The organism is Oceanospirillum maris DSM 6286 (assembly GCF_000422865.1).
GTDB classification, from domain to species: domain Bacteria; phylum Pseudomonadota; class Gammaproteobacteria; order Pseudomonadales; family Halomonadaceae; genus Oceanospirillum; species Oceanospirillum maris.
This window is the reverse complement of the sequence record NZ_AUGW01000013.1, coordinates 1-16,909: the sequence shown is the minus strand read 5'-3', so window position 1 is coordinate 16,909 and position 16,909 is coordinate 1. Positions and strand designations below refer to the sequence as shown.

Here is a 16,909-nt window from a genome sequence, read left to right as displayed (position 1 = left end):
ATGAAACTCAGACCCTCTTTAATTTCTACTTAATGTCTATTCATCGCTACACATTAATAATGCTGGGAAGCATAGCACAGCCAAGGGCTGAGGCAGATAAAAAAGCGCTATTTATAGTGGATATAATTAACGCCAAGACAACCAGGCACCACAACTTATCAAAAATAAAATCAATACAAAACCAGCGCAGGCCAGAGCAATAATACGTCCATATTAAAATAATTACATAAAACGTAAATCGTAGTATTTATTACGATTTTTCTGCCAAATAAATGGTATACCGATTGCCTTTGCCGTTATGGGCTCTCACCGTTTTAGTTTGAACCTTAAATTTAGCTTTTTTAAGATGCGTGGTAAATTTTGGATCATGCCAGCCTGACCACACTGCCAAAACACCACGGGGCCGTAGGGTTTGCCTAATGGCTGAAAGACTCTCAAGTGAATATAAATTATTATTATCGCCGTGGGTAAAACCCTCAGGGCCGTTATCCACATCCAGTAAAACGGCATCAAAGGCAGGCTGCTTTGCTTTAAACAGCTCCGCCACATCACCTAAATGAAGAATTACGCGACTATCATTCAAGGGATTACCCGCACATTCCCCTAGCGGGCCTCGGTTCCACTCAATAACCTCGGGCACTAATTCAGCCACAACAACATTAGAGCTTGCGGTTATGGCCTTCAACGCTGCCGCCAAGGTGAATCCCATTCCCATACCGCCGACTAATACTTTGGCATTTTCAGTATTTTTCACATGGGCACAGCCTAACTCAGACAAAGCAAGTTCAGAGCTATGCATCCGGCTATTCATTAGTTCTCCACGGACACCTTTTAAGTGAATAGAAAATTCTTTATCGCGCTGAGTTAATTCAAGTTCGCCACCATTATTCGGTATAACGGCAGTGCCTAAATGCGTCCAAGGAGTCATAGTTTATCTCGTAATAAAAGAAGAAATGAATCACCCGATCTTAACACCTAATACGCCTATTTAAGTTTGTCGATTCAGGATTATTGACCCAAGACTGCCGACCCAAGACTGCGATCAATAGGATGAGTGCATCTCAAGATTCACCCCGCTCTCTCCGGCAATTTCCTGAGTAATCAGCCCTTCATTGAGCATAAGGCGCAAACATTGATCCATTGTCTGCATACCTTGATGGCTACCGGTTTGAATCACTGAATTCATCTGAGCCGTTTTATCTTCTCGAATTAAATTTCTGATAGCGGGTGTCGCGATCATAATCTCATGGGCAGCCACTCGACCGCCGCCGACTTTCTTCAACAAGGTTTGCGATACTACGCCCTGCAGCGACTCCGACAACATGGATCGCACCATCAATTTTTCTTCAGCAGGAAAAACATCAATAATTCGATCAATGGTTTTAGCCGCAGAACTTGTATGCACCGTGCCAAATACCATATGGCCTGTCTCTGCCGCCGTTAATGCCAATCGAATGGTTTCTAGATCACGCATTTCACCCACTAGAATGATATCGGGATCTTCCCTTAACGCAGAACGCAGGGCTGCACTAAAACTATGCGTATCTCTAGAGACTTCTCGCTGAGTAATAAGGCTCTTTTTACTCTTATGGATAAACTCGATGGGATCTTCAATCGTAAGAATATGCTGGCTTTTCCGCTCATTGATATAATCCAGCATGGCCGCAAGGCTCGTTGTTTTGCCAGAGCCTGTAGAACCAGTAACCAGCACAAGTCCCCTAGAAAGCATTGCAAGCTTTTGAAAAATAGCCCCCATACCAAGCTGATCCAAGCTGAGAATACGATGAGGTATGATACGAAAAACAGCTCCAGCGCCTCTGCTATGATGAAAAGCATTCACCCTAAATCGTGACAGTGATGACAGATCAAAAGAGAAGTCGATTTCTAATAATGCCTCATAATCCTGACGCTGCTTGTCGTTCATAATGCCTTTAATCATAAGGCGTATATCCTGGTCGCCCAGGGGAGGCGTATTGATACGGCGCATATCACCGTCGACACGTATCATAGGGGGCATATCAGAAGATAAGTGCAGGTCAGAAGCACCTTGTTTTACACTAAAGGTGAGCAGTTCGGTAATATCCATATTACATAACATCCTGAGTAGATAAGTTCGCTCTATATCCGCTTTTACACTGACCGTTAAAAACTCTTAACCATTAAAAACATCGTCACGGGATACAGAATTTAATGACAACAGCTTATATTGCCAAAAATATTTCTGAGGTGCGCCAACAGATTCACAATCATTGTGCGCAATATCAACGAAACGCCACCAACGTTACTTTATTGGCCGTTAGCAAAACCAAACCCGCAGCGTTACTCAGGGCAGCTTACGACACCGGTCAGAGAGATTTTGGCGAAAACTATTTGCAAGAATCTCTCGATAAGCAAAAAGAGTTGTCCGATTTAGCCATTATCTGGCACTTTATTGGCCCGATTCAGTCAAACAAAACCCGCGCCATCGCAGAGAATTTTCAATGGGTGCATAGCGTGGATCGATTAAAAATCGCCCGTCGCCTAAGTGAGCAGCGCCCGGAGGATATGCCGCCGCTAAATATCTGCCTGCAGGTTAATATTAGCCGTGAAGAGAGTAAATCCGGCGTGGCACCAGAAACCTTGCCAGAACTCGCAAAAGAGATTGCAGCACTACCCAATCTAACACTACGGGGGTTAATGGCTATTCCTGCGCCTGCGGAGACATTGGCTGAACAACGAAAACCCTTGGCGGAGCTTCAAAAAGCCCTAACTGCGCTACAGAAAGATTATCCGCAACTGGATACCCTTTCGATGGGCATGAGCGGTGACTTAGAAGCGGCTATTGCAGAAGGCTCGACGATGGTTCGCATTGGTACGGCTATTTTTGGCGCACGGGACTACGCCCCAACCATCTAGAAAGGGAGGAATGCCATCTCGTAGCAAACAAATGACGCTTAATTTGCCTTTATTGCCGATTAAAGATGGAAAGTTGCCGATTAAAGGTGGAAATAAGCGCTTTTACCTCCATACAATAAGGCAGGGATATTGATCGCGAAAAACGCAGTGAACCGTAAGATGTTATGGCGCACCGTTACCGAATCAAATATCACCTCATACGATTTCACAAGACCCAGCTTTGGAGCACCAGTTTGATGGGACAGTCCGTAGGTAGTGCCGGCGTTTTTCTGGTAATGACCCTTGTTAATCTTTACCTTTTTATCGTAGTACTGCGCTTTATTTTGCAGTTCTCAAAAGCAGACTTTTACAACCCGATTTCTCAGGCTCTTGCCAAGGCGACGTCGCCTTTGGTGAGGCCTCTACAAAAAGTCATTAAGCCCATAGGCCGTATTGATCTTGCAACGTTAACGATCGCTTTTTTGGTCAAAGCGGTGGGCTTAGCAGTGGTTTATCTTATTGCAAGCGGTGGAATGCCACCGACTATTGGCCTACTACTCGGTGCCCTTACAGGTGTTATTACAACGCTGCTGGATATCTACTTTTATGCGCTTATCGGCTCGATTATTTTAAGCTGGGTTGCACCACAAAGTAGCCACCCTGGTGCGATGTTAGTTTACCAAATCACCGAACCCGTCTTAGGCCCAGTGCGTAATATTCTGCCTTCTTTAGGCGGTTTAGATCTATCACCTATTTTTGTCTTTATTACCATCAATGTTATTGAGATTATGGTGATAGGTACGATTGGCCAAATGTCAGGAATGCCTCGTCATTTGATTGCGGGTTTATAAATTTCCTACGATTTTAATCGACTTAGCAGGGAGGCTTTGCCTCCCTTTTTTGTGCGTGACAAGAATGCCTTTAGCCTGCCACTTTCCAACGTTTACGTAAGGTATTACGCAATAAAGCGGTGCCTTATTTATCAAATTTTATGTTACAGTGTGCCTTTCTGCGGCTTGTATCTCTGTGTTTTAACATAATATTCACAGGGAAGGCTAAGCCGTCCGCAGACATCTTGATTGAGGAAGATCCTAGGAAATGCCTAATGCGATTCCTGAAGATTCTGTCGGTATTGTTGAACCGCAGATCGCGCGCTTTAACACCCCGCTGGAACTCACCTGTGGTCGTAAGCTTGATCGCTACGAACTCATCTACGAAACCTACGGCACGCTAAATGCTGATCGCTCGAATGCAGTGCTGATTTGTCACGCCCTAAGCGGCACACACCATGCAGCAGGCTATCACTCCCCCGATGACCGGAAACCTGGCTGGTGGGATGCTTATATTGGCCCCGGCAAGTGCATTGATACCAACCGCTTTTACGTGGTTTGCCTGAATAATCTTGGTGGCTGCAGCGGCTCAACCGGCCCCACCTCGATAAACCCAGATTCAGGCAAAACCTTCGGGCCAGATTTCCCCGTGATGACCGTCACCGATTGGGTTAATAGCCAAGCATGCCTTGCTGATTATCTTAATATTGATATCTGGGCTGCGGTTGTTGGCGGTAGCTTAGGCGGTATGCAAGCTTTGCAATGGTCTATTTTGTATCCAAATCGGCTCTTGAACGCCGTCGTTATTGCCGCTGCACCTCGCTTATCTGCCCAGAATATTGCATTTAACGAAGTGGCTCGTCAGGCCATAATGAGCGATCAAGAATTCTACGATGGCCGTTATGCGGATCATGACACCATACCTCGCCACGGATTGCGTTTAGCACGAATGGTGGGACATATTACCTATCTGTCTGAACACTCCATGGGTGATAAGTTTGGCCGAGACCTGCGCTCCGATAAGATAAATTTTGGCTATGATGTTGAATTCCAAGTAGAAAGCTACCTGCGCTATCAAGGCGATACGTTCTCAGAAAGCTTCGATGCCAACACTTACCTGCTAATGACTAAAGCCTTAGATTATTTTGATCCTGCCGCGTCTTTTGGCGGTGACCTATCCAAGGCTCTAGCTCAAGCCAAAAGTAACTTTTTATTGGTATCGTTTAGTACCGACTGGCGTTTTGCTCCGGCGCGCTCAGAGGAGATCGTCAACGCCTTAACCGAAGCGGGCCGCCATGTCAGCTATGCCTGTGTAGAATCGCCCCACGGCCACGATGCTTTTTTGATTCCAAATGAACGCTATGAGGCTATTTTCTCCGCCTTTATGGGGCGAGTTGCCGACAAACTAGAACACGCCAATAAAAAACAAGGGGAGGTTCCATGCATCTGACCCGCCCTGATTTAGCCATTATTCAAAACTGGATTAAACCCAGCAGCCGTGTACTTGATTTGGGTTGCGGCAATGGGGAGCTGCTTTACTTCTTGCAAGAGCAAAAGCAGGTTCATGGTTATGGCCTAGAGATCGACGACCAGAAAATCACCGAATGTATCGCCAAAGGTGTCAACGTCATTGAACAGAATTTGGATGACGGCCTAAGCAACTTTAAAGACCAAAGCTACGACATGGTCGTGATGACTCAAGCTTTACAGGCGATGAAACGCCCTGACCTGATGCTAGAAGAGATGCTGCGAGTTGGTAAAGAGTGCATTGTTACTTTTCCTAACTTTGCCTACTGGCGCTGCCGGTTTTATTTGGCAGTAAAAGGTGAAATGCCGGTGTCCAAATCGCTACCACATACGTGGTACAACACGCCTAACATCCACTTATCGACCTTTCGAGATTTTGAACAGCTTTGTCAAAGCCGAAATCTGCGTATTATCGATCGAGCCGTGGGCAATAGTGAGCATGAAAGCCACTGGGCGACCAATATGTGGCCGAACCTTTTTGGCGAAGTAGCCATTTATCGCGTGACACGCTAGTCAAGCGACATAGATGGCGACCTGCAATTTTTAATTGGAGTAATATTATGCAAGGATCTCACCTTACCCCAAGTGTCTGCCGCTTGTTTTATAGCCTTGTCGCGCTGCTAGCCTTTGCGCTACCAATATCGACACAGGCCGCTCAATTTGAACAAGTGGGCGACTACCAGATTCATTACAACACCCTGACCACCGGCTTTTTACAGCCCGATGTGGCTCAAGCCTACGGTATTGTGCGTAGCCGTTATCAAGGGATGATTAATGTTTCTGTCTTGAAAAAACAGCCCGATGATAGCTACAAACCTGTTGAGGCGATGGTCACAGGAGATGTTGCGAACCTAGCCGGGCAAAGTGTTAATCTGGCTTTTCGTAGCATTCGCGAGCCAAACGCTATCTACCAGATCACCACCTTTCGCTTTACCGAAGATGAGCCAACACGCTTTCGGTTAAAAGTGCGTTTTGATCCCAATATTGAACCTTACGACCTAAGCTTTATTCGTCGTTTCTACGGTGAATAGCCTTAGGCCGCTTTATACTGATCGACTTTAATGACGAAAAAAGCCAACAAGCTGTTGGCTTTTTTCGTTTATCATCATCGCAATAGGATTAACGTGGATTGGAAGAATATACGATGAGCCAGAAATTAGTCTTAGCCAGCGGCAACAAAGGTAAACTGAAAGAGTTTGGTGAGGTGCTTGCGCCATTAGGTTTTGAGGTTGTCGCCCAGTCAGAATATAAGGTGCCAGAAGTCGACGAAACAGGACTAACCTTTATAGAAAATGCTCTGTTGAAAGCCCGTGAAGCCAGTCGTGTTAGCGGTCAACCGGCTATGGCCGATGATTCAGGTATAGAAGTTGATGCGCTCAATGGCGCTCCGGGAATCTATTCCGCCCGTTTTTCTGGCTTAGGGGCGACGGATACGGAAAACAACGCCAAGTTACTGGCCGACCTAAAAGGCTTACCGCAGGCCGCTCGCACTGCCCGTTACTGGTGTGTGCTGGTGTATCTTCGCCATGCAGACGACCCAACCCCGATTATTGCTCAAGGCAGCTGGGAAGGCCGAGTATTAGAAGCGCCAGAGGGTGAAGGTGGTTTTGGTTACGATCCACTGTTTTATATCGAAGCACTGGGCTGTACAGCGGCGGCACTGAAGCCGGAAGAGAAAAACAAATACAGCCACCGAGGTAAAGCAACGCTGGATCTGGTACACCAGCTCACGCAGCGTCAAGCCAAAACCTCGATCTAAAACACTAAGAAAACACCAAGATAAATCCAAACAGGACACAAAGCCAAAACTGATGACTCAACTTTCTGCGCCAAGTCTACCGCCACTAAGCCTGTATATTCATATTCCGTGGTGTGTACAAAAATGTCCTTACTGCGACTTTAACTCCCACGGGGTTGATCGCTTTAAAGCCGCTACGGATACACCTCAAGATGCAGGCTTACCGGAAAAGGCGTATATCGCGGCCTTAATGCGGGATCTGGATGCGGATCTTGCCGGTGTTCAAGGCCGGCCATTGGTGAGCATCTTTTTTGGCGGCGGCACCCCGAGTCTGTTTTCGCCAGAAGCTATTGGAGAAATCCTAACAGGCGTAGAAACTCGGATTCCCTTTGCAGACGATATTGAGATCACCCTTGAGGCAAATCCTGGTACGGTTGAGCAAGCCCGTTTTGAGGGTTATCGAGCGGCGGGGGTTAATCGGCTGTCGATTGGTATTCAAAGCTTTGACCCGGAACAACTGAAACGTCTTGGTCGTATCCATAACAACGAAGATGCCATTCGAGCCGCAGAAAGTGCCCGTAAGGCAGGCTTTACCCGCTTTAATCTGGACTTGATGCACGGCTTACCGAATCAGACTCAGGCTGAAGCCTTAAAAGATCTGCAACAGGCCATTGACCTGCAACCGGATCACCTATCTTGGTATCAGCTAACCCTAGAGCCAAATACAGCGTTTTATCAAGCGCCGCCGGTACTGCCGGATGACGATACTCTCTGGGAGATTCAACAGGCTGGGCAGGCGTTAATCGCTCAAGCAGGTTATCAACAGTATGAAGTATCGGCCTATGCAAAGAGCGGCTCTGAAGCTCGTCATAACCTCAATTACTGGCAGTTTGGTGATTATTTAGGCATCGGTGCCGGTGCCCACGGCAAGATCACTTGGGGGCATCATAAGGGAGGGTTGGAGATTGTTCGCACCAGCAAACAGCGTCATCCAAAGCAGTACCTTAAGGCTTTAGATGCAGTTTCCCAGCGGACGGTTCTCGAACAAAAAGACCTGCCACTGGAATTCCTGATGAATGCGCTTCGGCTCAAACAGGGTGTGGATGAATCACTTTATCCACAACGTACCGGTTTAACCTTAGTCTCTTTATCCCCAGGCCTAGAGCAACTCCAGGGACAGGGTCTCATGGTGCAAAATGAACAAATGGCACAAAGAGCTCCCAGGCTGGCAACAACCGATGAGGGCTTCACCTATCTTAATGCCGTTCTAGAGGCCTTTTTAGTCTCAGATTAACCCCGAAATAGACAGTCAATCTTCAAAGTAAAGCCGCCGCACTTAATGGAGTAAGTGCAGTTTGCGATAGCTTTTCTTCTAGGGCTTCAATCGTTAGAGGTCTGCTATAGAGAAAACCTTGGCCAATATCGCAGCCACTTTCAGTAAGAAACTTCGCCTGCTCTAACGCTTCTATACCTTCAGCGACCACACTTAAACCTAGCTGCTGGGCAAGGACAATAATAGTGCGAGCAATCGCACCATCATTTTTACCATGAGGCAGGTCTTTAACAAACGCCCGATCAACTTTTAATACATCAATCGGCATCGTTTTTAAGTACGCTAACGAAGAATATCCCGTACCAAAATCATCAATGGCCAGACTCACGCCCAAGCCTTTCAGTTGATGTAGTATCTTGAGCATGTCATCCATATTATCCATTAACATGCTTTCGGTGATCTCTAGCTCAATTAGCTCAGGGTTAACGCCGGTTTCCTGCAAAATAGCCTGAACTTGCGTAACAAATCCCGGATCTTGGAACTGCCGAACCGATAGGTTGATCGCCATTTTAATCGAGCTGCGCCCCGACTGCTGCCAAAGAACTACTTGCTTACAGGCCTGCTCCAAAACCCAATGACTTATGGGTAAAATAAGACCGACTTCTTCTGCAAAGGGAATAAATTCCAAAGGTGGTATTAAGCCTTTTTTGGGATCATTCCAGCGAATTAACGCCTCAACCCCCATAATATGGTGCTTTTTCAGACAAACCTTGGGCTGATAATACAACTCTAAATGGCCCTGTTGCATGGCCTCCCGTAAGCGCACCTCCAAATCAAGACGCTTCTGCGCTTGCACATTAAGCTCTTCAGAAAAGAAATGGCAAGTGCTGCCATTCTGCTGCTTAGCCTTGTACATCGCCAACTCTGCATTGCGTAAAGCCAAGCTAGTATCACTGGCGTCTTGAGGCAAAAAAGCCACGCCAATACTGGCAAAGGCGCTAATAATATGAGGGCCTAACTTTACCGTACGATTAAACTGTAAGCAGAGCTGATCCAGCCAACGTTCTAATGTCTGCGTACTACTAACACGGTGAAGAATAGCAAACTCATCACCGCCCAAACGCACAAGAATATCCGAATCACTCACAACGACCTTGAGCCGGTGGGCGGCTGTTTTGATTAACCGATCCCCCATATCATGGCCCAGGGAATCATTAACCCGCTTAAAATCATCCAGATCAATAAATACCAATACGGTTTGCTGATCTTGTTCTGTCATGTCTTCTTTAGCAAACAGTTCATCTAGGTTATCCAATAGAAACTGTCGATTGCCCAAACCTGTAATCGGGTCAGAAAAAGCCAGCTGCTGAATTTTACGGTCAGTTTCGCGCTGTTCCGTAAGGTCCTCGGCGACGGCAACCATGCCTGTCACTTCGCCGCTTTCAGAAGCAATTGGCGATACCGACATACTGCTCCAAAACAGCTCCGCATTTTTTCGACGACACAGTAACTCTCCATGCCAACTGCGACCTTGCTTAAGCGTTTCTGCCAGATGACGTCGTATATCGCTAGAGGATCGTCCTGCGGAAAGAAAATCGACATGCTGCCCAATAACTTCATCGGGTGAAAATCCAGTAACACGGCAGAAATGCCAGTTCACATACTCAATGCGATACTCTACGTCCGTTAGCATTACGCTGCTGCCGCTTTGATCTAAGGCGTTGGATAACTTATCTTTCTGCCGTTCAGCTTCTAAGCGATAGGTAATATCGTGGACAATAGAGTAAAGCAACGGCTCCCCTTGTCGCCGCACAAGGCTAGAGTGAACTTCTACATCACGTAACTCACCGGAGGCTAAGCAGTGTTTAAAAATAAAATGGCCGCATCCGCTTTTTTCTGCCTCCAGCATCGCCAAAGCAAGCTCGTCTGAAGTCATAGGATTGATCTCACTAATCTTCATCGAAACCATTTGTTCGTAGCTGTAACCGTAGAACTGACAGGCCGCAGGATTGGCATCCATAATTTCACCCGTTTCGGGTCTGACCAATAACTCAACAACTTGACTGCCTTCAAACAGCTGTCGGTAGTATTGCTCACTTTCTACGAGATTTTTTTCGGACTGTTTTCGCTCAGTGATATCAACCAAATAACCGTTAAAATATTCCAATTTTCCAGAGTCATGCCACTGAAGCTGGGTCATATCCATCACCCAAATATAGTGGCCATTATAATGACGTAAACGATAATCCTGATGGGAAACAAAAGAGGCATTAGCGTCAAGCGCCCGCGAAACTTCACAGGCCACTCGCCCTATATCATCGACATGTATCAGGTCGGCGAAGCCTATCTCATTGGCCAAAAAGGCACTAGGAGGGTAGCCCAGTAATTCGAGCACATTATTACTGACAAAATCCACCGGCCACGGATTATTATCTACTGCTTGTGCGCCCCATTTAAAAACGACCACAGGCCCTATATCAAATAAATTAGAGTCAATATAGGCCTTTTCTTGCGTATCCATTGCCTGCTCCGGCTGGTGCTCAATCACAATCGATCTAGGTTGCGTTATTATTGTTGGCACTAGCCTATCTTGTTACTAGTGCAGGTCTGTTTAAAAAACCAGACTCAAAGTTTGCCCTCTAAGTTACCCTAAACAAAAAAGCCCCTGCAAGAGGGGCTCCGTTGGTAAACGATAATTAACCTGCTTTTCGTCGTAACCATTGATCAAGTGCAGCAATATCTTCCTGTTTTAGCGTACCCGCTGCTTGCTTCAGCTTAATAAGATTCACCAAATAGCTGTAGCGTGTGTCTAAATAAGCGGTTTCTGCTGTGTAGTAGGCTTGCTCTGCTTGCAGTACATCTACAATATTACGAGTGCCTACTTCATAACCTGAGCGTGTTGCTTTTAGAGCGCTTTCAGAAGAGATCAGTGCTTGACGACGCGCTTCAACCTGCTGAACGCTCGTCGTTACCTGAATATAATAACTGCGGGCACTTAAGGCGATAGACCGACGCTCTAACTCAAGTCCTTGTTCCGACTGATTTAGATAGTGACCCACTTTATTAATGTTGGCACTGGTTGAACCACCCGCATAAATCTGCCAGCCAAGCTCAACCCCTAGCGCCAGATTCGTAAGGTCTGTTTTGCTCGCCAAATCATTATTTTGATAAGCAAACTCCGCCTTAGCATTCACATAAGGCAAATAAGCAGCTTTAGCCGCTTTTACCGCAACTTGTGCGACATCTCTTTGCTTCTGAGCCGCTTTCACATCAGGGTTATTCGCTAAGGCAAGATCAATCCAGTACTGAACCGTTGCAGGTTGAGGCGCTTCTACCGGAAAATCTTCCGCTAGAGTGTCTAACTTGCTGTAGCTTTTACCAGTTAACAGCTGCAATGATTCTTCACTAATCAGCAACGCACCTTCTGCACCGATACGAGCCGCACGAGAACCATCAAAGGCCGCTTGTGCTTCATTAACACCAGTAATAGGAATCAAGCCAACTTTAAACTGTTGCCTCGCCTGTTCTAACTGACGCTTAATCGCTTTTTCCTGTGCCTGAGCAGAGGTTAGGCTGTCTTGCGCGCGCAAAACACTAAAGAAAGCCTCTGTCACCCGAACCATCAAATCCATTTCAGCGGTTTGATAGTCAAAACGGGCTTTTTCGGTTGTCGCTTGAGCGATACCGATCATCTGAATATTACCAATATTCAACAAAGGCTGAGTTAACGTCACCGACATCTGCGTTTGGGTATAGTTGTCATTATACGGACTGCCACCCGACGTACCATCAGGTGTATTGTTCGTTAGACTCGCGCCAGCGGTGATCGTCGGCTTTACCCCTGCCCAAGATGCGTTCTCATCTTCGATAACCGCATTTAGTTCAGACCGGGCTATTTTCAGCTGGTAATCATTCTCTAGGGCATCTTGATAGACACCAGATAGGGTTTGCGCTTGAGCATGAATACTCAAAACAGAGATTAAAGCCGCTGAAATAGCGGTAAGTCGTCGCATGACCTGCTCCTGCACGTTATCAAATTCGTTCCGATAAAAACGGTTATGCTCCCTTTTTGCTTTGCTTTTAATGAGGAAGCAATAAGGGAGCGCCTTCCAAGATTTTTGTAATCTCTTGCTAGCCGGTTTTAGGTAGCGTCAAGTTAACGTCAATCTGGCTTGGTTATAGATAGAATACATACACTTTAAATTAATCTAATGTATACACCGACTAAAAACAAGATTGGGGGTTCGTAAGTCTCGCAGAGGCTTCGTGCGCACCCAAGTAAGATAATTAATCGTAATTACATCTTTAACTAAGAATGGCAAAAAAAATCAAGAAATGATGGAAAATAGAGGATTAAGCGGCCAGATTGATCTGACGAGCAAGCTGCTCACCCAGCTCTGGAGTCTCAACAACACGATACAGTTGAGCCGCCTCAGCAGTACGCACACCGGTCACTTGCTGTATATGAGGAAAAACATCGGACAAAGCACGCAGAAAACTAAAATAACCACCATAACCAGACACCATTGAATGGTTAAAGGCACGGTTAACAACCATAGCCGTTTTACGGGACTTAGTATCTGCTTCAAGGTTTTGGCGCAGCATATCCACTTGGGCGTTACTGTCGATACCTTGAATATCAGAAGCATAAAGCGGTGTAGTCAGTAGGCTCAACAACATAGAAAACTGCGCACCCTGCGATTTATGCAGAGCGGTGTTCATCGATTGTGCGACACCTTGCGACTGTTCTAGTTGATTGACGATTTTCATCGATAGGCCTAATTCAAAAAAGAAATTGTATAAAAGAGTATCGGCAGCGTATTTACTTTCTTTACTCTTCATTGCGAAATTTTACTAAAAAAAATAGCCGCGCTCATTTCCATCTCAGCAGAGAGAGGTCCGCAAGCTGGCGTCACTCACATTAACCCTATTTTTATTGCTGATTTTAATCTCATTTTATCCATCAATGTATACATCAACATTAGCCTAAAAGGGCTGGACAATGGCCCTTGCTCTACCTAGACTCTATGCCATCTTGACGGGGTGCACGGTTGGCTGAGATCGCTATAAAATAGCGGAACCCGAAGAACCTGAACTGGGTAATTCCAGCGTAGGAATCGAGACTTTGAATCATACGTTAAATAACAATAAAACGATAAACTGAGCCTCCTTAAATTAATTGACGTTTAAAAAACGTCTTTTAATAATAGGCAAAACATTAAACACTACGCTCAGTTTATTCACTCTTATTTGCGTTAGATCCAGTGCATTTCGCGCTGAGTCGTTTGAATTCAATGATCCCCTCTCTGGCCTCCAGTCCAGCCAACCTTAAAGTCCTCGTCGGCCCATACACGGCTCTTTTAATAAGACGACGGTCAAAGGTAGGCAAAATGAAAAACAATCAAAAGACTTCGCAAAACCACGTACAAGGCCCACTCAACCAAACCGCTCAGGTGGATCAGGCTTCTATTCAACCATTCCCCAATTCTCAGAAAATTTACATTGAAGGTAGCCGCCCTGATATTCGCGTGCCGATGCGTGAAATTAGCTTAAGCCCCACCACTGGCAATTTTGGCACCGAAACAAACGAACCTTTACGCGTATACGACACCTCCGGCCCGTACAGCGACCCGGACGTACAGGTTGATGTTCGCCAAGGTTTACACCCTTTGCGCCACGCATGGATTAAAGAACGAAACGACACAGAGCTACTCACGGCACTGTCATCTAATTATGGCCGTATGCGTGAAGCTGATATTACTCTTGAACCACTCCGCTTTGACCTGCAACGCAAGCCGCTTCGTGCCAAAACCGGTAAAAACGTCACCCAGATGCACTACGCACGCCAAGGTATTATCACCCCAGAGATGGAGTTCGTTGCCATCCGTGAGAATATGAAGCTGGCTCAGATGCGTGAACAGCCACAACTGAACGAGCAGCATCCGGGTCAGTCTTTTGGTGCCGCCATTCCGGATGAGATCACACCGGAGTTTGTCCGTTCCGAGATCGCCCGTGGCCGTGCAGTACTGCCTGCCAATATCAACCACCCGGAAATCGAGCCGATGATTATCGGCCGTAACTTTCTGACCAAAATTAACGGCAATATCGGTAACTCTGCGCTGGGGTCTTCTATTGAGGAAGAGGTCGCCAAGATGACCTGGGGCATCCGCTGGGGTGCCGACACCGTGATGGACCTGTCCACCGGCAAGAATATCCACGAAACCCGTGAGTGGATCGTACGTAACAGCCCCGCCCCCGTCGGTACCGTTCCTATCTATCAGGCGCTGGAAAAAGTGAACGGCGTTGCTGAAGACCTGACCTGGGAGGTGTTCCGTGACACCCTGATCGAACAGGCAGAACAGGGTGTGGATTACTTCACTATTCACGCCGGTGTACGTCTGGCCTATGTTCCCATGACCGCCAAGCGTATGACCGGTATTGTCTCCCGTGGTGGCTCTATCATGGCGAAATGGTGTCTGGCGCACCATAAAGAGAGCTTTCTCTACACTCACTTTGAAGATATCTGCCAGATCATGAAAGCCTACGATGTCACCTTCTCACTGGGTGATGGCCTGCGTCCGGGTTCTGTCTATGATGCCAACGATGAAGCCCAGTTCGCCGAACTGGAAACCCTGGGTGAACTGACCAAAATCGCCTGGGAACATGACGTGCAGTGCTTTATCGAAGGCCCCGGTCACGTGCCGATGCATATGATCAAAGAGAACATGGATAAACAGCTAAAAGAGTGTGGCGAAGCCCCTTTCTATACCTTAGGTCCTCTGGTGACCGATATTGCACCGGGTTATGACCATATCACCTCCGGTATCGGTGCCGCCATGATCGGCTGGTACGGCTGTGCCATGCTCTGCTACGTCACCCCAAAAGAGCACCTGGGTCTGCCGAATAAAGACGATGTAAAAACCGGCATCATCACCTATAAAATTGCCGCCCACGCCGCTGACTTAGCCAAAGGCCATCCAGCCGCACAGGTACGTGATAACGCCATGTCCAAAGCGCGCTTCGAGTTCCGCTGGGAAGACCAGTTCAACATCGGCCTCGACCCGGATACCGCCCGTAGCTACCACGATGAGACCTTGCCGAAGGAATCTTCAAAAGTGGCACACTTCTGCTCCATGTGTGGGCCGAAATTCTGCTCCATGAAAATCTCACAGGAAGTACGGGATTTAGATGCCGATCAAATCGCCGCGATTAACGCCCAGGCAGAACAAGGTATGCAGGAAAAATCAGAAGAGTTTATGAAGAAAGGTTCTGAGCTGTATCAGGAAGTTTAAGCCTCTACGGAAGACACCGGCAGACAGGAACGTCTGCCGGTTTTGAACTAAACTCTAGGGCATCACATCAAAACAACAGGATGTTATCTGATGTCTGAACTACTCGACCCTAAAAACGACTATGTTTTTAAACGCCTTTTTGCCGAGGCACCTGAACTGCTGGTCTGCCTGATCAATGACCTGCGCCCCAACCTGCCTGAAGTCACCGCACTTGAAGTACTGAACCCCAATATTGAAGCCAGCGAACTCACTGGCAAATACATTATTCTTGATGTCTTAGCCAAAGATATTGCAGGAAATCAGTATAATATTGAGATGCAGGTCAGGCGTTATAATGCCTAGGGACAGCGCAGTCTGTATTATCTGGCACGTATGCTCAGTGATCAGCTGAATGCAGGGCACGAATACCACGGTTTAAAAGCTGCTGTCGGTATCCATCTGTTAGACTTTGACCTGTTCACAAAAACCTCGGCTCAGAAACAGCAAGCGTTCTGGCGCTTTGAAATGAGAGATGCACAGTTGCCAGAGGTTAAACTTGGTGACGAGTTACAGCTCAATATTCTTGAACTGAAAAAAGCGGATCAGCTCAAAGAAACAGATAACACCCTGATCTCGGAAGCCCTGAGTAACTGGATTACTTTTTTTGAACACTGGCAGGAGGAAGCACTGATGGCCAATATCTACCATGCTCCGATTCAAAAAGCGATGCACCGTATTAAGCAGCTTAGTGCTGACGAAAACGCCAAACGCCTGGCGTTTGTACGCGAACGCGCCCTGCATGATGAAGCCTCGTTAATCTACGACGCCAAACAGGAAGGTCGCGAAGAAGGCGAGCTCAAAGCCAAAGAAGCGATGGCGAAAAGCCTGATTGCGCTAGCGGTCCTGACCGATGAGCAGATTGTGGCCGTAACGGGATTGCCGCTTGAAACGGTTCAGGCGTTACGCCATTAGCACTGAAATAATTACAATCTTGACCTTTGGTGAAACCAGAAAATCTGCAGGGTTAGCACTGATGCTTTTTATAAATCCTAGCGATACAAAAATCTCAATCCATGGTAGTGTTCAAAAGTCTGTGTCACCCCTATAGTTAACCCTCTACAGGGAGTGACACATTATGTCCGATAAATACGAAATCGACATTCAGGCCTTCGCTAAGGCTCTTCAGTCCGGTCAGGGACTTAATGGTAAAGATGGCCTTCTGACACCACTGATTAAACAGATTACCGAAGCGGCCTTGGGCGCAGAACTCGATGAGCATATGGCTCAGGATGACCAGCCCAACCGTAAAAACGGTACCTCCCGTAAAACAGTTAAAACAGCCTCTGGCTCGTTTGAGCTGGACACACCCCGTGACCGTAATGGCTCGTTCGAACCG

At 46.9% G+C, this 16,909-nt stretch carries 14 protein-coding genes, 1 pseudogene and 1 riboswitch; of the genes and pseudogenes, 10 read left to right on the top strand and 5 right to left on the bottom strand.

Annotated features, from left to right (window positions below; all coding sequences use genetic code 11):
* Positions 1-250: 250 nt before the first annotated feature.
* Positions 251-928, bottom strand: coding sequence for a spermine/spermidine synthase domain-containing protein (locus G517_RS0105660; RefSeq protein WP_028303603.1), 678 nt, complete (start codon positions 926-928; stop codon positions 251-253).
* A 114-nt stretch (positions 929-1,042) separates the two neighbouring features.
* The gene (locus tag G517_RS17945) at positions 1,043-2,086 is read right to left on the bottom strand and encodes a type IV pilus twitching motility protein PilT (protein WP_051206132.1); all 1,044 of its coding nucleotides are present in this window, start codon (positions 2,084-2,086) and stop codon (positions 1,043-1,045) included.
* Between the two features lie 104 nt (positions 2,087-2,190).
* Here G517_RS17945 and G517_RS0105650 point away from each other — a divergent pair, with 104 nt between their 5' ends.
* The 7 genes from G517_RS0105650 (at position 2,191) to hemW (ending at position 8,263) form a co-directional block, all read left to right on the top strand.
* Entirely contained in the window at positions 2,191-2,895 is a 705-nt protein-coding gene (locus tag G517_RS0105650; RefSeq protein WP_028303602.1) for a YggS family pyridoxal phosphate-dependent enzyme, read from the top strand.
* Positions 2,896-3,131: 236 nt separating this feature from the next.
* Complete coding sequence (locus G517_RS0105645; protein ID WP_028303601.1) at positions 3,132-3,725, top strand: YggT family protein; 594 nt, start codon at positions 3,132-3,134, stop codon at positions 3,723-3,725.
* 247 nt (positions 3,726-3,972) lie between these two features.
* Complete coding sequence (gene metX / locus G517_RS0105640) at positions 3,973-5,154, top strand: homoserine O-succinyltransferase MetX (RefSeq protein WP_028303600.1); 1,182 nt, start codon at positions 3,973-3,975, stop codon at positions 5,152-5,154.
* Positions 5,145-5,744, top strand: coding sequence for a methionine biosynthesis protein MetW (gene metW, locus G517_RS0105635; protein WP_036590550.1), 600 nt, complete (start codon positions 5,145-5,147; stop codon positions 5,742-5,744). The genes metX and metW overlap by 10 nt, the downstream gene beginning before the upstream one ends.
* A gap of 47 nt (positions 5,745-5,791) precedes the next feature.
* Positions 5,792-6,262, top strand: coding sequence for a DUF4426 domain-containing protein (locus tag G517_RS0105630; RefSeq protein WP_051206130.1), 471 nt, complete (start codon positions 5,792-5,794; stop codon positions 6,260-6,262).
* Positions 6,263-6,375: 113 nt separating this feature from the next.
* Positions 6,376-6,990, top strand: a complete 615-nt coding sequence (gene rdgB / locus G517_RS0105625) for an RdgB/HAM1 family non-canonical purine NTP pyrophosphatase (RefSeq protein ID WP_028303597.1) — start codon at positions 6,376-6,378, stop codon at positions 6,988-6,990.
* A gap of 52 nt (positions 6,991-7,042) precedes the next feature.
* Positions 7,043-8,263, top strand: coding sequence for a radical SAM family heme chaperone HemW (gene hemW / locus G517_RS17940; protein ID WP_051206128.1), 1,221 nt, complete (start codon positions 7,043-7,045; stop codon positions 8,261-8,263).
* A gap of 22 nt (positions 8,264-8,285) precedes the next feature.
* On the opposite strand, the gene G517_RS17935 is transcribed toward hemW, so the two are convergent.
* The 3 genes from G517_RS17935 to G517_RS0105605 form a co-directional block, all read right to left on the bottom strand.
* On the bottom strand, positions 8,286-10,763 hold the full coding sequence (locus G517_RS17935; RefSeq protein WP_051206126.1) for a sensor domain-containing protein: 2,478 nt from the start codon (positions 10,761-10,763) through the stop codon (positions 8,286-8,288).
* Positions 10,764-10,938: 175 nt separating this feature from the next.
* Positions 10,939-12,255 carry a TolC family outer membrane protein gene (locus tag G517_RS0105610; protein ID WP_036590548.1) on the bottom strand — a complete coding sequence of 439 codons (1,317 nt, stop codon included), beginning with the start codon at positions 12,253-12,255 and terminating at the stop codon, positions 10,939-10,941.
* A gap of 340 nt (positions 12,256-12,595) precedes the next feature.
* Positions 12,596-13,012 (bottom strand): hypothetical protein, encoded by a 417-nt coding sequence (locus tag G517_RS0105605; protein ID WP_157833154.1) that lies wholly within the window; start codon positions 13,010-13,012, stop codon positions 12,596-12,598.
* 259 nt (positions 13,013-13,271) lie between these two features.
* A riboswitch (TPP riboswitch) is annotated at positions 13,272-13,376 on the top strand.
* Between the two features lie 256 nt (positions 13,377-13,632).
* On the opposite strand from G517_RS0105605, the gene thiC reads away from it, so the two are divergent.
* The 3 genes and pseudogenes from thiC to G517_RS17925 all read left to right on the top strand — a co-directional run.
* Positions 13,633-15,534 carry a phosphomethylpyrimidine synthase ThiC gene (gene thiC / locus G517_RS0105600; RefSeq protein WP_028303594.1) on the top strand — a complete coding sequence of 634 codons (1,902 nt, stop codon included), beginning with the start codon at positions 13,633-13,635 and terminating at the stop codon, positions 15,532-15,534.
* Positions 15,535-15,624: 90 nt separating this feature from the next.
* Positions 15,625-16,485: pseudogene (locus G517_RS17930) on the top strand (Rpn family recombination-promoting nuclease/putative transposase).
* A 163-nt stretch (positions 16,486-16,648) separates the two neighbouring features.
* Positions 16,649-16,909 (top strand): transposase (locus G517_RS17925; protein WP_036590440.1); only part of this gene is annotated, 261 nt, incomplete at its 3' end.

Bases quoted from the DNA above. Each gene is read 5' to 3' on its own strand.
- G517_RS0105610 (WP_036590548.1), bottom strand. From the start codon at position 12,255: ATGCGACGACTTACCGCTATTTCAGCGGCTTTAATCTCTGTTTTGAGT.
- thiC (WP_028303594.1), top strand. From the start codon at position 13,633: ATGAAAAACAATCAAAAGACTTCGCAAAACCACGTACAAGGCCCACTC.
- metX (WP_028303600.1), top strand. From the start codon at position 3,973: ATGCCTAATGCGATTCCTGAAGATTCTGTCGGTATTGTTGAACCGCAG.
- hemW (WP_051206128.1), top strand. From the start codon at position 7,043: ATGACTCAACTTTCTGCGCCAAGTCTACCGCCACTAAGCCTGTATATT.
- G517_RS0105645 (WP_028303601.1), top strand. From the start codon at position 3,132: ATGGGACAGTCCGTAGGTAGTGCCGGCGTTTTTCTGGTAATGACCCTT.
- G517_RS0105605 (WP_157833154.1), bottom strand. From the start codon at position 13,012: ATGAAAATCGTCAATCAACTAGAACAGTCGCAAGGTGTCGCACAATCG.
- metW (WP_036590550.1), top strand. From the start codon at position 5,145: ATGCATCTGACCCGCCCTGATTTAGCCATTATTCAAAACTGGATTAAA.
- G517_RS17935 (WP_051206126.1), bottom strand. From the start codon at position 10,763: ATGGATACGCAAGAAAAGGCCTATATTGACTCTAATTTATTTGATATA.
- G517_RS0105630 (WP_051206130.1), top strand. From the start codon at position 5,792: ATGCAAGGATCTCACCTTACCCCAAGTGTCTGCCGCTTGTTTTATAGC.
- G517_RS0105650 (WP_028303602.1), top strand. From the start codon at position 2,191: ATGACAACAGCTTATATTGCCAAAAATATTTCTGAGGTGCGCCAACAG.
- rdgB (WP_028303597.1), top strand. From the start codon at position 6,376: ATGAGCCAGAAATTAGTCTTAGCCAGCGGCAACAAAGGTAAACTGAAA.
- G517_RS17945 (WP_051206132.1), bottom strand. From the start codon at position 2,086: ATGGATATTACCGAACTGCTCACCTTTAGTGTAAAACAAGGTGCTTCT.
- G517_RS0105660 (WP_028303603.1), bottom strand. From the start codon at position 928: ATGACTCCTTGGACGCATTTAGGCACTGCCGTTATACCGAATAATGGT.